The sequence below is a fragment of the Streptomyces sp. NPDC030840 genome, assembly GCF_055572015.1.
On record NZ_JBVIEE010000024.1, the window covers coordinates 104734 to 120048 of the forward strand.

The window sequence follows — 15315 nt, forward strand, 5'->3', positions numbered from 1 at the left end:
GCGGTCCGGAACGCGGCTTCGCCCGGCGTGGTCACACGTCCGACCGGGCCGGGTGGGGGCGAGGGTGGGGACCGACCGGTTCCCTCGGCCCGTCGGCGCGGCTGCCGAGTGTCAGCAGGGCGCGCCCCTCGGGTGTGAGCGTGTGGAGCACGCTGTTGGACCGTCGTGTGCTGATGACCAGGCCCGCGGCCCGCAGCACCGTCATGTGCTGGCTGACCGCGGGCGGGGAGACACCGAGCCGCCTGGCAAGTTCGCTGGTGGAGAATCCGGTGCCCAACGCCTGCAGCAGGGCCGCCCGGGTCTGCCCGATCAGCGCCCCCAGCGGGCAGCGGTCCGCAGGGTCGCCCTCGGCGCCCGGTCCACTGATCCGGATCCAGTCGGCGGAGTGCTGGACCGGGTGGATCAGTACGGGCCGCCCGGCCCCCTCCGGCGGGAGTACGACGGGTGTGCGCCAGCAGAAGAACGACGGCTGCAGCAGCAGTCCCCGTCCGCCGAGGTGCAGTTCGGGCCCGTCCCCGCCCTCCGTCTCCAGTACGGGCGGACGCCAGCGCAGCACCGGTGCCAGACGGGAGAGCAGTCCCTCGACACCATGGTCGAGGAGGTGCTGCGCGCGCAGGGCGCGGTCCGCGTCGATCCGGGCGCATATGCGTGACCAGTACGGCACGAGCGCGCAGCGCCGGTAGGCGTCGTACACGGCCGCCGTGCCCGCCTGGACGGTGTTCGGGCGTGCGTACGGTAAGGACGACAGCCGGGCCAGGACCCGGGGTTCCAGCGTCAGCCGTCTGCGTACGTGTCTGCGCCAGGTGTCGAACACCGCCGGGCCGTCCCGCCCGAGCAGCATGCGGAGACTGGCCGTGGTCTCCCAGTGCGTGTCGGGCGCGGCCGCCACCCGAACGCGCGACAGATCCGCGGCGGTGAAGTGGATACGCATGCGATGTCCCCCTGGTGTCACCCAGCCCCCGTTCGCCCCCGACGCACTCCAGTTTGTCTGTGGGTTGGCTGTACAACAGCCGGGTTACCGGCCACAAATGTCCGATCAGCGCCTGGTTGGGGAGTTTCGCCAGTCTGACGTGGGTCTTTAAGCGAGAGCTTCAGGACGGCTTAAGGCAGGGCTTCACAGCCTCGCGGACGCCGACGTCGTCGGGTGAGGGTGAGGCGAGTCCGGCACCCGAGAGATGGGGACAACCATGACGATCGGTACGACGAACAGCAAGGACAAGGGCAAGGGCCGCGCGAGGACGGGCAGGGCGCTCGCCGCGGCCGCCGCCCTGGCCGCCGGGGTCGCCCTGACGGCCACGGGGACCGCGGCCGCCGCGGACCAGGCCACCTCGCCTCGCGCGGAGCGTCCCGCGGTGATCGACGGCGGCGACGTCACGGTCAAGCGGGCGTTCACGACCTGGGCCACCAACGTGAACGTGCGCCACAACAACTCGAACTACGCCAGGTGCAACAACTCCCCGTCCGTGGCCAATTGCCCCAACGTGCGGGGCCAGGTCAACCCGGGTGACTCGTTCGAGGCGTGGTGTCAGAAGCGGGGCAGCCAGACGGTCGGCGGCAACCCGTACTGGGTGTACGTCATCAGGCCGGGCTTCGAGGGCTGGATGGCCAGTTACTACGTCGACTACGCGGACCATGTGCTGCCCGACACGCCCTGGTGCGAGTGATCCGTCCGTATGTGGAAGGGCCCCGCGAGAGCGGGGCCCTTCGTCCTGTCCGTCCGCACCACATGGCGCCGGCCGGGCGTCACCGAACGCTTCCCGAGGGCCTGCGCAGTCCGGCGGCGCGGGCGTAACGGCCGGGCGGTACACCCACCAACCGCTTGAAGTGGCGCGTGAGATGAGCCTGGTCGTAGAAGCCGGTGAGGGCCGCCACCTCGCTCGGCGGCTGCCCGCCGAGGAGCAGCCGCCGAGCCCGCTCGACCCGTCGCGACATGAGGTACTGGTGCGGGGCGATCCCGAAGGCGGAGCTGAACGCCCGTACGAGATGGGCGGGATGGGCATGGACCAGGGCCGATGCCTCGTCGAGGGTCACGCCCCGCGCGGTCCGCTCGTCGAGCAGTTCGCGCAGGCGGCGGGCGAGGGGGAGGCCTGCGGGCCGGGGCTCCCGTACCGACCGGGGACGCAGATGCCGCCGTAGCCGCTCCCTCACCAGCACGAGCCTGCTCTCCGCCTCCAGTTCGTCGCCGGGGTGCGCGAGCGCGGCGTGCAACTGGCCCACGCGCAGCCGCAACAGCGGATCCCGCAGATCGGGCCCGTCGACCGCCGCCCCGATGAGGCCCGCGTCGAGCGCGCCCGGCTCCAGGTACAGCACCCGTTTGCGGAAGCCCTCCTCCGTGACCGGCTCCCCGTTGTGCGGCACGTGCGGCGGCAGCAGCGTCACCGTGCCGTTCGGGGTGCCGTGCTCGTGCCGGTCGAGGTCGTACCGTACGGCGCCGTCGTCGACGACGAGCAGCGTCCAGGCGTCGTGGACGTGCATCGGGTACGCGTACTCGGTGTAGTGGGCGTGGAAGACCTCCACGATGCCGGGGACGCGGGGGTGCCAGGCGGTGACGTCACGGATCTGCCGGATCCGCCGGTGCTGTGGCGGCATGCAAAGAACGTACAAGACGCTGCGGCACGGCGATCGGCACTGTCGTCGCATGACCACTGAGAACGACCTGGCGCCTGTCCCGCCTGCCCCGCCTGTCCCGCCGGCTCCTTCCGTCCCGTCCGTCCAACCCGTCCAACCCGTCCGCTTCGACACCAAGATCGCCGTGCTGCTGAGGGAGGATCTGGAGCCCTGGCAGCGCCTGAACGTGACCGCGTTCCTGGTGAGCGGCCTGGGTTCGGAGCTCCCGGAGGTGATCGGCGAGCCGTACGAGGACGCGGACGGCACCTCGTACCTGCCGATGTTCCGCCAGCCGGTACTGATCTTCGAGGGCACCAAGGAGACGCTGCGCACCGCCCACACACGCGCGCTGTCCCGTGCCCTGCCCCGCGCCCTCTTCACCTCCGACCTCTTCGCCACGGGCAACGACCGCGACAACCGCGCGGCCGTACGGGCCGTGGGCACGGGGGAGTTGGACCTGGTGGGCTTGTCCGTGTACGGCCCGCGCAACGCGGTGGACAAGGTGCTGAAGGGGGCGCGGATGCATCCGTGATCAGACCGCTGTCGCTGTCGCAGTCGCTGTCGACCGGCACCGGAAGCCGCGGGCGCCACGGCTTTACCACCGGCGCCGTCACTTCCACCGATGATCGCCACCAAAGTCACCTGCCAGCGACCAGCACGAGCATCCCGATGCACACGCACACCAGCCCCGTGCCCAGCAACTTCAGCTTGCACACCGCTCACTGTCGGCTGCGCTGGGCATGGTGGAGCTGGTGAGGGTGGTCAAGAGCCGCACCGTCTGCCGACGCTCTGGTGAGGACGACCCGGTCGTTGCGATCAACGCCGCGGCCGTTGACGGCATCTTCACAGAGGTCGAGATCACGGGTGAGGACAGGGACGAGGCAGCCGACCGCTTGAACCAGGTGGAGGAGGAACTGGGACTGGACGCTTTCGACTTGGTGACGCTGCCCTACCGCGACCTTGTCATGAGGGCCCCGTCGGCGGAGCGGTCCTGACCTGCGCGGTCTTCTGCCTGCGGGCGTATTCGGCGGGTGTCTGGCCGTACTCCTTCTTGAAGGCGCGGACGAAGTGGCTGCTGTCGGCGAACTGCCAGTGTGCGGCTATTTCCGAGACGCTCGAGGGGGTGCCCGGCGCGGTCAGTTCGAGGCGGGACTGCTCCAGGCGTCTGCGGCGGATGTACGCGGCCACCGAGTCGTCGGTCTCGGCGAAGGCCCGGTACAACGTCCGTACTGAGACATTGAGTTCGTGGGCCAGAGTCGCGGGGGAGAGGTCGGGGTCGGTGAGGCGGCTGTCCGCGATGTCCCTGGCCGCCTGGGCCAACGCGGGGGCCAGCAGGGGTTCGGTATCGTCGAATGCCTGCATGAGCACCCCTTTGGCCAGTTCGAGCAGGGAGTTGCGGGCGGCTCGTGCACCGGCGGGGGTCAGGTCGTCGAGCGTCGTTTCGACTATCTCGGTGTACGCCATGAGCAGTCGTAGTTCGGGCGAGTCGGCCGGGCCGAGGGTCGCCCGGTCGCGGATCAGCGGACTGAGCGGCGTGGCCGGCAGGATCAGTACCTTCGCGGTCGAATGCGGTGCCACCTCAAAGCGGGCCGGAGGGCCGTTGTGGCGCACGATGAACTGCCCGGCAGGTACGGCGGTCTCGCCCCGGTTGCGCGGAGAGACGAAGCGCCACTCGCCGCGTCCCAGCACATGCACCAGGACCCGGTCCTCAAGGTGGTGGGAGGCGCCCCGGGTGCCGCCGGCCATCGACTCGCCGTAGACGCCCGAGATCACCGTGTCGTGCACCTTGGACGCTCGGACCCGGACCCGGAACTCACCCGATCCGACCGGCTCCCAGGGGGGCAGCGGGAGCGCATCTCCGATCTGCGACTCCCACGCCCGCCGGAAGACGTCGAAGCCGTTCCGCGCGGTAGTCGGTGTAGTTGCAGTAGTCGGGGCCGTCGTGTCGACGAAGAACTTCCTTCCCGGTGCCGGTCCGTCGGGCTGAAATTCGGTGTGTTCCGTGTCGTTCATCTCAACACCTCGCCTCGTCCTGCCGACGACCGCCGCACCCTCGCGCCCTGATTCCACCACGGCCCGCATCGCCCGGCACCGACGTTCCATCAGAGTGACGCTGTTGTACAAGCGCACGCCGCCGCGGTCTCCCTAAGGTGAGCAATGCGGACAACGATGTCGCAACGCGCGGAGACACAGACAGTGCGCTTGCTTCCATTGCTTCCGTCCATGGTGAGTACTGAAGGGTTCTAGCTGTCATGTCTGACACCAATCTCGGCACCGATGTTCAGTCGAGCGGTCCCGTAGCCGATCCCGCTGCCGATGCCGCCGCTGTCTTCGACCTGTTGGTCGGCCTCGTCCGCGCCCAGGTTCTGAGGGGCGTAGCGGCGCTGCACATCGCCGACCATCTCTCCGACGGAGCGATGACGGCCGAGGAGGTGGCCGAGCGCGAGGGCAGTCATCCGCAGGCTACGTACCGTCTGATGCGCGCGGCCTCCTCGATCGGCCTGCTGAGCTACGAGGGCGACCGTCGTTTCGGTCTCACCGGCCGGGGCCGCCTGTTGCGTTCCGGGGTCCCCGGCTCCATGCGCTCCCTGGTGCTGGCCCAGACCGGCCAGGCGCTCTGGCAGTCCTGGGCGACCTTCCCCGAGGCCGTGCGGGAAGGCAAGACCCAGACCAAGAAGGCGCTGGGGATGGAGATCTTCGAGTACTACGCGAAGCCGGAGAACGCGGAGGAAGCAGCCCTCTTCGCCCAGGCGATGGGAGACCTGTCGGGCCTGGTGACGCAGGGTGCCGTGGCCGCCGTGTCCACCGCCGGTGTGTCCACCGTCGTCGACGTCGGCGGTTCGAACGGTGACTTCGTCCTCGCGCTGCTGGAGGCCGACCCCGGGCTGAGCGGGCAGGTCCTCGACCTGCCGCACGTCGTTGAGGCCGCCCGTGGCGAGGCCGACAAGCGGGGCCTGTCCGGCCGTTTCTCCGCAGTGGGTGGCGACTTCTTCGTGGAGGTTCCCCCGGCCGACCTCTACCTGGTGAAGACGATCTTGCACGACTGGGACGACGACCAGTGCACGACCATCCTGCGCAACTGCCGGTCCGCCGTGCACGAGGGAGGACGCGCGCTGGTCGTCGAGATGGTCGTCGGCGAGGTCGGCAAACCCGACCTGGCCACCCTGTCGGACATGGCCATGCTCACCACGACGAACGGCATGGAACGCGACCTGGCCGAGTTCGACGCCCTGTTCGCGGCCTCGGGATGGCGCCGGTCGAGGACGTACTCCGTGGGTAACGGTTACTTCGGCCTGGAGCTCGTCGCCGTCTGATCCAGTCAATGGCTCGATTGCCGAGACGCTCCTCCGGCCGTACCTCCATTCACACCGGTGAGACTGATGGACTCCCGCACGTTCGCCGGTTGCGTGGTGACGTCGAAGCCGTTGGCGCTCGCCGTCCCCGCGTCGGCCTTCAGGAGCGTGGCGAGGATCCTCACGGTGGTGGCTCTGTACACCGGACTTGCTGCCCGATCCGGCACCGGGAAGCGTTCTGCTGCGCATCGAGCGCTTCGTGCTGACCTCAAACAACGTCACTTACGCCCGGAACGGCGAGAAGCTCGGATAGTGGGCGCCCTTCCCAGCGCGAGAGCCGGGCTGGGGACGAGTGCCCGAGTGGGGGGCTGCCCGCGTCGTCGACGGAGACCCGGCGCTGGCAGCACCCGGTGAGTGGCGCCTACCGCAGCCCACGGCTCCCCGCCATCGCCGGCACCGGTGGGTCAGGCCGCCTGTTCGGGAAGAAGCTTCGACGCGGGGGCATCCGTCCGCTGAGGCGAGGGCTCCTCCACCGGCACCCGCCGCATCAGCACCCCGTACCCGGCCCCCGCCACGGTTCCCACCACCGCGCACAGCGCCCACAGCCACTCGGCCCCCCACCGGTCGATGACGAACCCGGACATCAGCGGCGCGACCAGCCCCGCGACCGACCAGGACATCGTGTACATGCCCTGGTACCGCCCACGCCCCCGCACCGGTGACAGGCGCACGACGATCCCCGTCTGGGTGGGCGCGTGGACGATCTCGGCCAGGGTCCACACGCACACGGTGAGGGCGAACACGCCGACCGAGCCGGCGAACGCGGTGAGCCCGAACCCGTACCCGACGAGGACGGACGAGACCACGAGCAGGCGGCGCGGGTCCTGGTGCTCGATGAACCGGGTGACCGGGAGCTGGAGGACGACGATCAGGACGCCGTTGAGCGCGATGACCAGCCCGTAGTCGGCAGGGGCGAAGCCGGCCTCGCCCATCGCGACCGGGAGTCCGACCGAAGCCTGCTGGAAGATGAGCGCGACCAGGAAGGACAGTCCGACCACGGCCATGAAGCGCCCGTCGCGCAGCACGGTCCCGAGTCCGACCTCGGTCCGGTCCTCGGGCCCCTTGGCGGCGGGCGCGGGCCGCGACTCGGGCAGCTTGACGAAGACGACGATGGCGCAGGCCATGGTCATGCCGCCCTCGATCAGGAACCCGGCGAGATAACTGACCTCGGCGATGAACCCGGCCGCCATGGACGAGACGGCGAAACCGAGGTTGATCGCCCAGTAGTTGAGGGAGAAGGCCCGGACGCGGTCCTCGGGCCGCACGATGTCCGCCATCATCGCCTGGACGGCGGGCCGCGAGGCGTTGGCGGCCGCGCCCACCAGGAAGGCGACGGCCGCGATCGCGACGGGGTCGCGCACGAAGCCGAGCAGCGCGACCGACACGGCCGTGGAGGCCTGGGCGACGAGCAGCGTGGGCCGTCGCCCGAGCCGGTCGGCCATGACGCCCCCGCCGAGCGAGGAGATCACGCCGCCGAGCCCGTGGAGGGCGGCGACCAGACCGGCGTAGGAGGCGGAGTAGCCGCGGTCGAGCGTGAGGTAGAGGGCCATGAAGGTGGCGACGAAGGCACCGAGCCGGTTGACCAGTGTGCTGGTCCACAGCCACCAGAACTCGCGGGGCAACCCGGAGACGCTCTCACGGACGGCACGCCTCAGGGCGGCTGATGGCATAGGGGTCCCCCGCGGACGGAACTGACGTACGGACGTAAGTGGTGCTGGTCGTTGCCACACATTACGAGCGTGTCGTGGGGGAGGACCACTCAATTAACAACCGCCGTGAACTGTCCACCCGTCTCTCCACCCTCTGTCCGCCTGGTGACCGCCCGCCCAAGTGATCAAAGGGTTGGATTACGCTCGGGGCCATGGCCGACGCACCGTACAAGCTGATCCTCCTCCGCCACGGCGAGAGCGAGTGGAACGAGAAGAACCTGTTCACCGGCTGGGTGGACGTCAACCTCACCGCGAAGGGCGAGAAGGAGGCGACGCGCGGCGGAGAGCTGCTGAAGGACGCCGGCCTGCTCCCGGACGTGCTGCACACCTCCCTCCAGAAGCGAGCGATCCGCACCGCGCAGCTGGCCCTGGAGGCCGCCGACCGCCACTGGATCCCGGTCCACCGCAGCTGGCGCCTGAACGAGCGGCACTACGGAGCCCTCCAGGGCAAGGACAAGGCGCAGACCCTCGCCGAGTTCGGCGAGGAGCAGTTCATGCTGTGGCGCCGCTCGTACGACACCCCGCCGCCCCCGCTCAAGGACGGCACGGAGTTCTCCCAGTCCTCCGACGCCCGCTACGCGACGATCCCCCCGGAGCTCCGCCCCCGCACGGAGTGCCTGAAGGACGTCGTGAACCGCATGCTTCCGTACTGGTACGACGGCATCGTCCCCGACCTCCTCGCCGGCCGCACGGTCCTGATCGCGGCCCACGGCAACAGCCTCCGCGCCCTCGTCAAGCACCTCGACGGCATCTCGGACGCCGACATCGCGGGCCTGAACATCCCCACGGGCATCCCCCTCTCCTACGAACTGACCCCCGACTTCAAGCCGGTCAACCCGGGCGGCACGTACCTCGACCCCGACGCGGCCGCGGCGGCGATCGAGGCGGTCAAGAACCAGGGCAAGAAGAAGTAACCCGACGCCAGTAAGCCCCCTGCCTGCGGTTCTCCGCAGGCAGGGGGCTTCGTAGGCCTTTGCGGTGAGCTGGTGCCGTCTCCGCACGTCAACTGCCTGATCGGTCCGCTGTCAGTGCGGTGAGGAAGTCCGGCCCTGGCCTTGGCCCTTGCCGCAGCCGCCTGTCAGCTCTGCTTCTCGCCGAGCGCCGTACGAGACCAGGCCAGGGAGCCGGTCTTCGCGTTGACCGTCGCGATCGGGGCGGTATCCCAGGAATGCTCGGCCACCGACTCGGGGTCGCATACGTCGGCCATCCACCCACCAGTGCGCCTGGTCTGCTTCAGCGTCCCCGCCTCGTACAGGAACCTCGCCACCGCGGACAGGTCTTCAGCCACCGTCGGACTCCACGGGGAGCCGAGCACGCAGCAGCTTGGGGAGGGCCTGGAGCAGCGACCACACGGTGTGGATGTTGAGGTCGACGTACCCGTGGTGCGGGCGAGGCCCTGAGCAAGGTGGGCCAGGAGTTTGTCGCCGGGCCACGCCGCTCGGTGCTCTGCTGATACGCAAGCCATTCCGAGGTGCCGGCCCGGACTCCTGGGTGGGGCCTCGTTGCTCCCGTATGACTCGGAAGACGTACCCGGAGATGAGCCCCGTACGGGCGCGTGGCCGCATGCTCGGGCGTCATGGCGGCGATGCGGATCCCGGCGGCCGGACTCACGGTCGGTTCGCCGGGGCGATCTCGTCGATGAGCCCGCGGATGCGCCTCTCGATCTCGTCGCGGATCGGGCGGACGGCTTCGACTCCTTGCCCGGCGGGGTCGGGGAGCTCCCAGTCGAGGTAACGCTTGCCGGGGAAGACCGGGCAGGTGTCGCCGCAGCCCATCGTGATGACGGCGTCGGATGCCTGTACCGCCTCCACGGTGAGCATCTTGGGAATCTCGGCCGAGATATCGATGCCCACCTCAGCGAGGGCTTCGACGACGGCGGGGTTCACGGTGTCGGCGGGAGCGGAGCCGGCGGAGCGTACCTGGACGCGGTCGCCCGCCAGGTGGGTGAGGAAGGCAGCGGCCATCTGTGAACGCCCGGCGTTGTGGACGCAGACGAACAGGACGGACGGGCGCTCGGCGGGAGGGGGCATGGCGGGTGTCTTTCTGGGCGCGGCGGGTCAGGAGGTGGCGGGAGGGGCGAGTTCGGGCTCTCCCGGGACGGGGACGTCCCCGGTCGGTGCGGGTGCGGGTGCGGGTGTGGGTGCGGGCCGGGCGAACACGGCGGACATGAGGCCCAAGCCGAGTGCGGCACCGGCGATCTGTGCCGCGACGAACGGCCCAACGGAGGCAGGGGCTATCCCCGCGAACGTGTCGGTGAAGGCGCGGCCGATGGTGACGGCCGGGTTGGCGAACGACGTTGAGGACGTGAACCAGTACGCCGCTCCGATGTAGGAGGCCACGGCCACCGGCGCGAAGTGGGCCCGGTTGCTACGAGCGAGCCCGAAGATGAGGAAGACGAGCCCCGCAGTAGCCACGACCTCGCCGAGCCACAGGTGACCAGCGGTGCGGTCATGTGTGGACCAGTGCACCAACGGCTTGGCGAACATGGCGTCGGCCAGGACGGCGCCGCCGATCGCCCCGGCCGTCTGCGCGGGGATGTACGCGGCGATGTCCCGAAGGGCCGGCCCGTCGTGGGTGTGACGGCCGGTGAACCAGGCCGCAAGTGTGACGGCCGGGTTGAAGTGCGCGCCGGAGACCGGACCGAGCAGTGCGATGAGCACGCCCAGGCCGAACACGGTGGCCAGCGAGTTGGCCAGCAACTGGATGCCGACGTCGTCGGTCAGTTCGGTGGCCTGGATGCCGGAGCCGGCCACCACCGCGACCAGCGCGGCCGAGCCCACCGCCTCAGCGAGGGCCCGGCGCCCGAGCGATGCGCTCACGCGGTCGCCTCCGCCTTCTGCGCGGTGGCCAGGAATGTGGAGAGCCGGTCCAGGGTGGCAGGCAGTACCCAGTAGTAGACCCACGTCCCCCGGCGCTCGCAGTCGATCAGACCCGCCTGCCGGAGCAGCTTGAGGTGATGCGAGATCGTCGGCTGTGACAGGTCGAAGGCCGGGGTCAGGTCACACACGCAGACCTCCCCGCCGGCCCTCGAAGCGATCAACGAGAGAAGGCGCAGCCGGACCGGGTCGCCCAGCGCCTTGAAGATCTTCGCCAGTTCGGCCGCCTGGCCCTCGTCCAGGGCCGCGACCACCAGCCCCGGGCAGCACGCATCGGACTGATCGTCCTGTCCGAGGACCGTGAGTTCTTGCTTCGACATGCTTCTATGTTGACGTTTCTCGATCCAAGGCGCAAGCTTGTATCGACAGACATCAATGCAAGCAGATGGGAGTCGTGTCATGCCCCGCGCCCAGCTCGCCCTGCGCGTCAGTGACCTCGAAGCCTCGGTCACCTTCTACTCCAAGCTCTTCGGCACCGAACCGGCCAAGCAGCGCCAGGGCTACGCCAACTTCGCCATCGCCGAACCCCCGCTCAAGCTCGTCCTGATCGAAGGTGAGGACGGCGAGGAAACCCGTTTGGACCACCTCGGCGTCGAAGTCGAGTCCACCGAGCAGGTCAACGCCGCCACCACCCGACTGAAGGACGCCGGCCTGGCCACCTTCGAGGAGAACGACACCTCTTGCTGCTACGCCCTCCAGGACAAGGTGTGGGTGCATGGCCCCGGCAAGGAGCCGTGGGAGGTCTACGTGGTCAAGGCCGACGCCGACACCCTCGGCAAGAGCGCCGACCCCGACGCCGGAGGCGACGGCTGCTGCACCGGCCAGGCCGCCGAGGAGGAGGCCCCGGCGGCCGCCGGATGCGCCTGCGGCCAGTGATTCGAACAGCCTGGCTCGACGAGTGGAACCCGCCAGGCGGTTTCCTCCCTGCACCACTACCGCACCAGATGCAGCGGGGAACAGCAGGAAATCACGGTGAGATGAGCAGCACCCCCATCTGTCAGACCGTCAGCGGCACCGGGTGGACCTCGTCGGCCTTGTGGCCGGTGCGTTCGTGGATGCGTTGGACCGCGTCGGCCGAAGGGGCCTCGGAGAGGCAGTAGACCGTGCCGGACTCGGGGTCCGCCCAGGCCTTCTCGAAGTGGACGCCCTCGTCCTTCTCGATGGCGAGGTCGGCCTGGTGCGCGTCGCGCAGCTGCTCGGCCGTGATGCCCTTCATGCCGTGGTGGACGTCCATGAACCGGGTCATGGGCTCGCGCCTCCTTCCGGTTCGGTTGGTCACTCCTTTTCTCCATGCTGCTCCCGGACGGCGGGAGAGGGCCAGTCCGTACAGGTGGGTCCGTACAGGTGGGTCCGTACAGGTGAGCCCGTGCGGGTGAGTCCGTACGGTGAGTCTCTGCGACGGTGAAGGGCCCCGGGCATCGTCCCGGGGCCCTTCACCGTCGCACCGTCGTACTCAGCCGCACTGGCAGGGGTTGCCCGACTGACAGCCGCAGCCGCACCCGGAGCCGCAGCCGCAGGCGGCGACCAGGGGCAGGGCCCGGATCTCGGTGGGCTGCTCCGTCTCGCGGTCCTGGGTGGGGTCGGGCGTGTTGGGGGATTCGGCCATGGGTCCCTCCTCGAAGGCTGGTGCCTGTGCCCAGTGGACGCCCGTTCGCCTGGGCGCATCAACGGCGCACTGAGGCTCGCACACGCCCGCCAGTACCGAACGCACGCTCCCAAGAAAGCCACGCCCCCTGCGGGCGGGAGCTCGCCCCCCGCCCGGGGGCCTACGCCCCCTCCACCCCCGCCACCGGCTGGATCTCCGACTGGATGTCGTCCGCGTGCTCGCCCGTCACCAGGTACACCACGCGCTTGGCCACGGACACCGCGTGGTCCGCGAAGCGCTCGTAGTAGCGGCCCAGGAGGGTGACGTCGACCGCGGTCTCGATGCCGTGCTTCCAGCGGTCATCGATGAGGTGCTGGAAGAGCGTGCGGTGGAGGAGGTCCATCTCGTCGTCGTCCTGCTCCAGCTGCAGGGCCAGGTCCACGTCCTTGGTGATGAGGACCTCGGCCGCCTTGGCCATCAGACGCTGGGCCAGCTGGCCCATCTCCAGGATCGTGGCGTGCAGGTCCCGCGGGACCGCGCGCTCGGGGAAGCGCAGGCGGGCCAGCTTCGCCACGTGCTGGGCCAGGTCGCCCGAACGCTCCAGGTCGGCGCTCATGCGCAGCGACGTCACGACGATCCGCAGGTCCGTCGCCACCGGCTGCTGGCGGGCGAGCAGTGCTATCGCACGTGCCTCCAGGTCGTGCTGGAGGTCGTCGACCTTGGAGTCGGCCTCGATCACGTTCTCCGCCAGCTTCAGGTCGGAGTCGAGGATGGCCGTAGTGGCGCGCCCGATCGCCGACCCGACCAGGCGGGCCATCTCGACCAGGTCGTCGCCGATCGAGTCAAGTTCCTCGTGGTACGCGTCCCGCATCAGGGGTCCCTCTTCTCTTACGTGTTCTTTCGGGGGTTCCAGGCGTTCTGGGGTCTCCACCCGCCGCGTCCACCATCGGACGCCGCCGGGCACGGCGCCTCCCGGACGGCCGCCACAGGCCCGGTGAACCCCACGCTGCCACGTTCGGGCCCCGACGCGTCCGTTTCCGGCACCACAAATGAACCAATACTGGCTCCAAGGTGAACTCTGGGCGACGAGTGTTCGAGCTCGCACTCCGATGGCTGTGGCCGGGCACGACGTCGTGCCTAACCTGTTTGCATGGACGTGAACGCGGCGGTCGCCGCAGCGGCAGCGATCGCCGGTGTGCTCACCGGTGTCATCGCCATGCTGGCGTTCCGCTGGAGTGAGCGCGAGCAGAAGCGTCCCACCCGGACCTCCCTGCACACCGACCCGGTGCTGCCGCCCGGCGTCGACACAGTGCTGTCCGTGCTCCGCTCCTCCGCCGTCGTGCTCGACGAGGGCGACGCCGTCGTCAAGGCCAGCTCCGCCGCGTACGCCCTCGGGCTGGTGCGCGGGGGCAAGCTCGCCATCGAACCCATGCTGCACATGGCCCGGGACACCCGGCGCGACGGCGAGATACGCCAGGTCGAGCTGGACCTGCCCCGGCGCGGCACCGGCCGCGGCGAGGCCCTCGCGGTGTCCGCGCGCGTGGCCCCGCTGGGCTCCCGGCTGGTCCTGCTCCTGGTCGAGGACCTCACCGAGGCCCGCCGCATAGAAGCCGTACGACGGGACTTCGTGGCGAACGTCAGTCATGAGCTGAAGACACCCGTGGGGGCGCTCTCCCTCCTCTCCGAAGCCGTCATGGGGGCCAGCGACGACCCCGAGGCGGTGGAACGCTTCGCCGGGCGCATGCAGATCGAGGCCACCCGGCTGACGAACCTCGTACAGGAGCTCATCGACCTCTCGCGCGTGCAGAACGACGATCCGCTGGAGGACGCCGAACCCGTCCGCGTGGACGAGCTGGTCGCCGAGGCCATCGACCGGTGCCGCCACCAGGCCGGCACCAAGCAGATCACGATGGCTACGAACGTAGGGCTGCCCGAAGGGCTCGATCAGAGCGGTGGGCGACGGGCGGGCGGTGCCGCGGACCTGCGTGTGTGGGGCAACCGCGGGCAGCTGGCCGCGGCCCTGGGCAACCTCGTGGAGAACGCCGTCAACTACTCGCCCGCCCGCACCCGCGTCGGCATCGCCGCCCGCAGGGTGAGCGCTCCGGGCGGGGACCTGGTCGAGGTCGCCGTGACCGACCAGGGAATCGGCATATCCGAGAAGGACAGGGAGCGCATCTTCGAGCGCTTCTACCGCGTCGACCCGGCCCGGTCCCGCCAGACCGGCGGTACGGGGCTCGGTCTCGCGATCGTCAAGCACGTGGCCGCCTCGCACGGCGGGGAGGTCAGGGTGTGGAGTTCCGAGGGTCAGGGCTCCACGTTCACCCTCAGACTGCCGGAGGCGGGCGCGGCCCGCGACCGCGCGTCACAGCACCCGGACCTCGACGACGAGGACGGACACCCCCCTGCTGACTCATCCCCGTACGAACCGCTTCCCGCCCCGGAGGTCCTTCCGTGACCCGAGTGCTCGTCGTCGAGGACGAGGAGTCCTTCTCCGACGCCCTGTCCTACATGCTCCGCAAAGAGGGCTTCGAGGTGGCCATCGCGACCACCGGGCCCGACGGTCTCGACGAGTTCGAGCGCAACGGCGCCGACCTCGTGCTGCTCGACCTCATGCTGCCCGGGCTGCCGGGCACCGAGGTCTGCCGGCAGCTGCGCGGCCGCTCCAACGTCCCGGTGATCATGGTCACCGCCAAGGACAGTGAGATCGACAAGGTCGTGGGCCTGGAAATAGGAGCCGACGACTATGTCACCAAGCCCTTCTCCTCGCGCGAGCTGGTGGCGCGCATCCGGGCCGTACTGCGCCGCCGCGGCGAGCCCGAGGAGGTGGCCCCGGCCGCGCTGGAGGCAGGTCCGGTCCGCATGGACGTCGACCGCCACGTGGTCACGGTCTCCGGGTCCAAGGTCGACCTGCCCCTCAAGGAGTTCGACCTGCTGGAGATGCTGCTGCGCAACGCGGGACGCGTCCTGACCCGCATGCAGCTCATCGACAGAGTCTGGGGCGCCGACTACGTCGGCGACACCAAGACCCTCGACGTCCACGTCAAGCGCCTCCGCGCGAAGATCGAACCGGACCCGGGTGCGCCGCGGTACCTGGTGACGGTGCGTGGGCTGGGGTACAAGTTCGAGCCGTAGGCCGTGAGCACGTGAGGCCGAGCCGTAGGCCGTGAGCCTCCCGCAGGTGGGAA

General features: G+C 69.8%; 18 protein-coding genes and 2 pseudogenes. 8 read left to right on the top strand and 12 right to left on the bottom strand.

The features are described 5' to 3' along the window. Positions 1-31 precede the first annotated feature (31 nt). Positions 32-931 (bottom strand): ArsR/SmtB family transcription factor, encoded by a 900-nt coding sequence (locus tag ACZ49J_RS36710; RefSeq protein ID WP_467455127.1) that lies wholly within the window; start codon positions 929-931, stop codon positions 32-34. Positions 932-1187: 256 nt separating this feature from the next. Here ACZ49J_RS36710 and ACZ49J_RS36715 point away from each other — a divergent pair, with 256 nt between their 5' ends. Continuing rightward, on the top strand, positions 1188-1664 hold the full coding sequence (locus tag ACZ49J_RS36715) for a hypothetical protein (RefSeq protein ID WP_467455125.1): 477 nt from the start codon (positions 1188-1190) through the stop codon (positions 1662-1664). 79 nt (positions 1665-1743) lie between these two features. Here ACZ49J_RS36715 and ACZ49J_RS36720 read toward each other — a convergent pair whose 3' ends face one another. Beyond that, positions 1744-2589: an AraC family transcriptional regulator gene (locus tag ACZ49J_RS36720; RefSeq protein WP_467455124.1), complete on the bottom strand. Its 846-nt coding sequence runs from the start codon at positions 2587-2589 to the stop codon at positions 1744-1746. Between the two features lie 49 nt (positions 2590-2638). Between ACZ49J_RS36720 and ACZ49J_RS36725 the strand changes: the two genes are divergently transcribed. Next, complete coding sequence (locus tag ACZ49J_RS36725) at positions 2639-3139, top strand: DUF2000 family protein (protein ID WP_467455123.1); 501 nt, start codon at positions 2639-2641, stop codon at positions 3137-3139. Positions 3140-3347: 208 nt separating this feature from the next. Then, positions 3348-3602, top strand: a complete 255-nt coding sequence (locus ACZ49J_RS36730) for a hypothetical protein (RefSeq protein WP_467455122.1) — start codon at positions 3348-3350, stop codon at positions 3600-3602. Here the strand turns inward: ACZ49J_RS36730 and ACZ49J_RS36735 are convergent. Continuing rightward, positions 3571-4620 (bottom strand): helix-turn-helix domain-containing protein, encoded by a 1050-nt coding sequence (locus tag ACZ49J_RS36735; RefSeq protein WP_467455120.1) that lies wholly within the window; start codon positions 4618-4620, stop codon positions 3571-3573. The genes ACZ49J_RS36730 and ACZ49J_RS36735 overlap by 32 nt on opposite strands. Before the next feature lie 239 nt (positions 4621-4859). Between ACZ49J_RS36735 and ACZ49J_RS36740 the strand changes: the two genes are divergently transcribed. Further along, positions 4860-5921 carry a methyltransferase gene (locus ACZ49J_RS36740; RefSeq protein WP_467455119.1) on the top strand — a complete coding sequence of 354 codons (1062 nt, stop codon included), beginning with the start codon at positions 4860-4862 and terminating at the stop codon, positions 5919-5921. 53 nt (positions 5922-5974) lie between these two features. On the opposite strand, the pseudogene ACZ49J_RS36745 reads toward ACZ49J_RS36740, so the two are convergent. Both ACZ49J_RS36745 and ACZ49J_RS36750 read right to left on the bottom strand, forming a co-directional pair. Then, positions 5975-6097, bottom strand: a pseudogene (locus tag ACZ49J_RS36745) (ABC transporter ATP-binding protein); the annotation flags it as partial. 267 nt (positions 6098-6364) lie between these two features. Continuing rightward, positions 6365-7630, bottom strand: a complete 1266-nt coding sequence (locus ACZ49J_RS36750; protein WP_467455118.1) for an MDR family MFS transporter — start codon at positions 7628-7630, stop codon at positions 6365-6367. A gap of 191 nt (positions 7631-7821) precedes the next feature. Between ACZ49J_RS36750 and ACZ49J_RS36755 the strand changes: the two genes are divergently transcribed. Then, positions 7822-8583: a phosphoglyceromutase gene (locus tag ACZ49J_RS36755; RefSeq protein WP_467455117.1), complete on the top strand. Its 762-nt coding sequence runs from the start codon at positions 7822-7824 to the stop codon at positions 8581-8583. A 215-nt stretch (positions 8584-8798) separates the two neighbouring features. Here ACZ49J_RS36755 and ACZ49J_RS36760 read toward each other — a convergent pair. The 4 genes and pseudogenes from ACZ49J_RS36760 to ACZ49J_RS36775 all read right to left on the bottom strand — a co-directional run. After that, positions 8799-8957 (bottom strand): annotated as a pseudogene (locus ACZ49J_RS36760) (HD domain-containing protein); the annotation flags it as partial. A gap of 319 nt (positions 8958-9276) precedes the next feature. Continuing rightward, positions 9277-9699 carry an arsenate reductase ArsC gene (locus ACZ49J_RS36765; RefSeq protein WP_467455115.1) on the bottom strand — a complete coding sequence of 141 codons (423 nt, stop codon included), beginning with the start codon at positions 9697-9699 and terminating at the stop codon, positions 9277-9279. Positions 9700-9726: 27 nt separating this feature from the next. Further along, positions 9727-10488 (bottom strand): aquaporin, encoded by a 762-nt coding sequence (locus ACZ49J_RS36770; protein WP_467455114.1) that lies wholly within the window; start codon positions 10486-10488, stop codon positions 9727-9729. Next, positions 10485-10865 (bottom strand): ArsR/SmtB family transcription factor, encoded by a 381-nt coding sequence (locus tag ACZ49J_RS36775; protein WP_467455113.1) that lies wholly within the window; start codon positions 10863-10865, stop codon positions 10485-10487. The genes ACZ49J_RS36770 and ACZ49J_RS36775 overlap by 4 nt, the downstream gene beginning before the upstream one ends. 79 nt (positions 10866-10944) lie before the next feature. On the opposite strand from ACZ49J_RS36775, the gene ACZ49J_RS36780 reads away from it, so the two are divergent. Beyond that, positions 10945-11421, top strand: a complete 477-nt coding sequence (locus tag ACZ49J_RS36780; protein WP_467455112.1) for an ArsI/CadI family heavy metal resistance metalloenzyme — start codon at positions 10945-10947, stop codon at positions 11419-11421. Positions 11422-11542: 121 nt separating this feature from the next. On the opposite strand, the gene ACZ49J_RS36785 is transcribed toward ACZ49J_RS36780, so the two are convergent. From ACZ49J_RS36785 to phoU, 3 genes are all read right to left on the bottom strand, one after another. Continuing rightward, positions 11543-11791: an SCO4226 family nickel-binding protein gene (locus tag ACZ49J_RS36785; protein WP_467455110.1), complete on the bottom strand. Its 249-nt coding sequence runs from the start codon at positions 11789-11791 to the stop codon at positions 11543-11545. Between the two features lie 207 nt (positions 11792-11998). Further along, complete coding sequence (locus ACZ49J_RS36790) at positions 11999-12151, bottom strand: hypothetical protein (protein WP_467455108.1); 153 nt, start codon at positions 12149-12151, stop codon at positions 11999-12001. A gap of 160 nt (positions 12152-12311) precedes the next feature. Continuing rightward, positions 12312-13001 carry a phosphate signaling complex protein PhoU gene (gene phoU / locus ACZ49J_RS36795; RefSeq protein ID WP_467455107.1) on the bottom strand — a complete coding sequence of 230 codons (690 nt, stop codon included), beginning with the start codon at positions 12999-13001 and terminating at the stop codon, positions 12312-12314. A gap of 279 nt (positions 13002-13280) precedes the next feature. On the opposite strand from phoU, the gene phoR reads away from it, so the two are divergent. Next, the gene (phoR, locus tag ACZ49J_RS36800; RefSeq protein WP_467455106.1) at positions 13281-14585 is read left to right on the top strand and encodes a two-component system sensor histidine kinase PhoR; all 1305 of its coding nucleotides are present in this window, start codon (positions 13281-13283) and stop codon (positions 14583-14585) included. A 5-nt stretch (positions 14586-14590) separates the two neighbouring features. After that, complete coding sequence (gene phoP / locus ACZ49J_RS36805; RefSeq protein WP_464823599.1) at positions 14591-15262, top strand: two-component system response regulator PhoP; 672 nt, start codon at positions 14591-14593, stop codon at positions 15260-15262. The last annotated feature ends 53 nt before the right edge of the window (positions 15263-15315 follow it).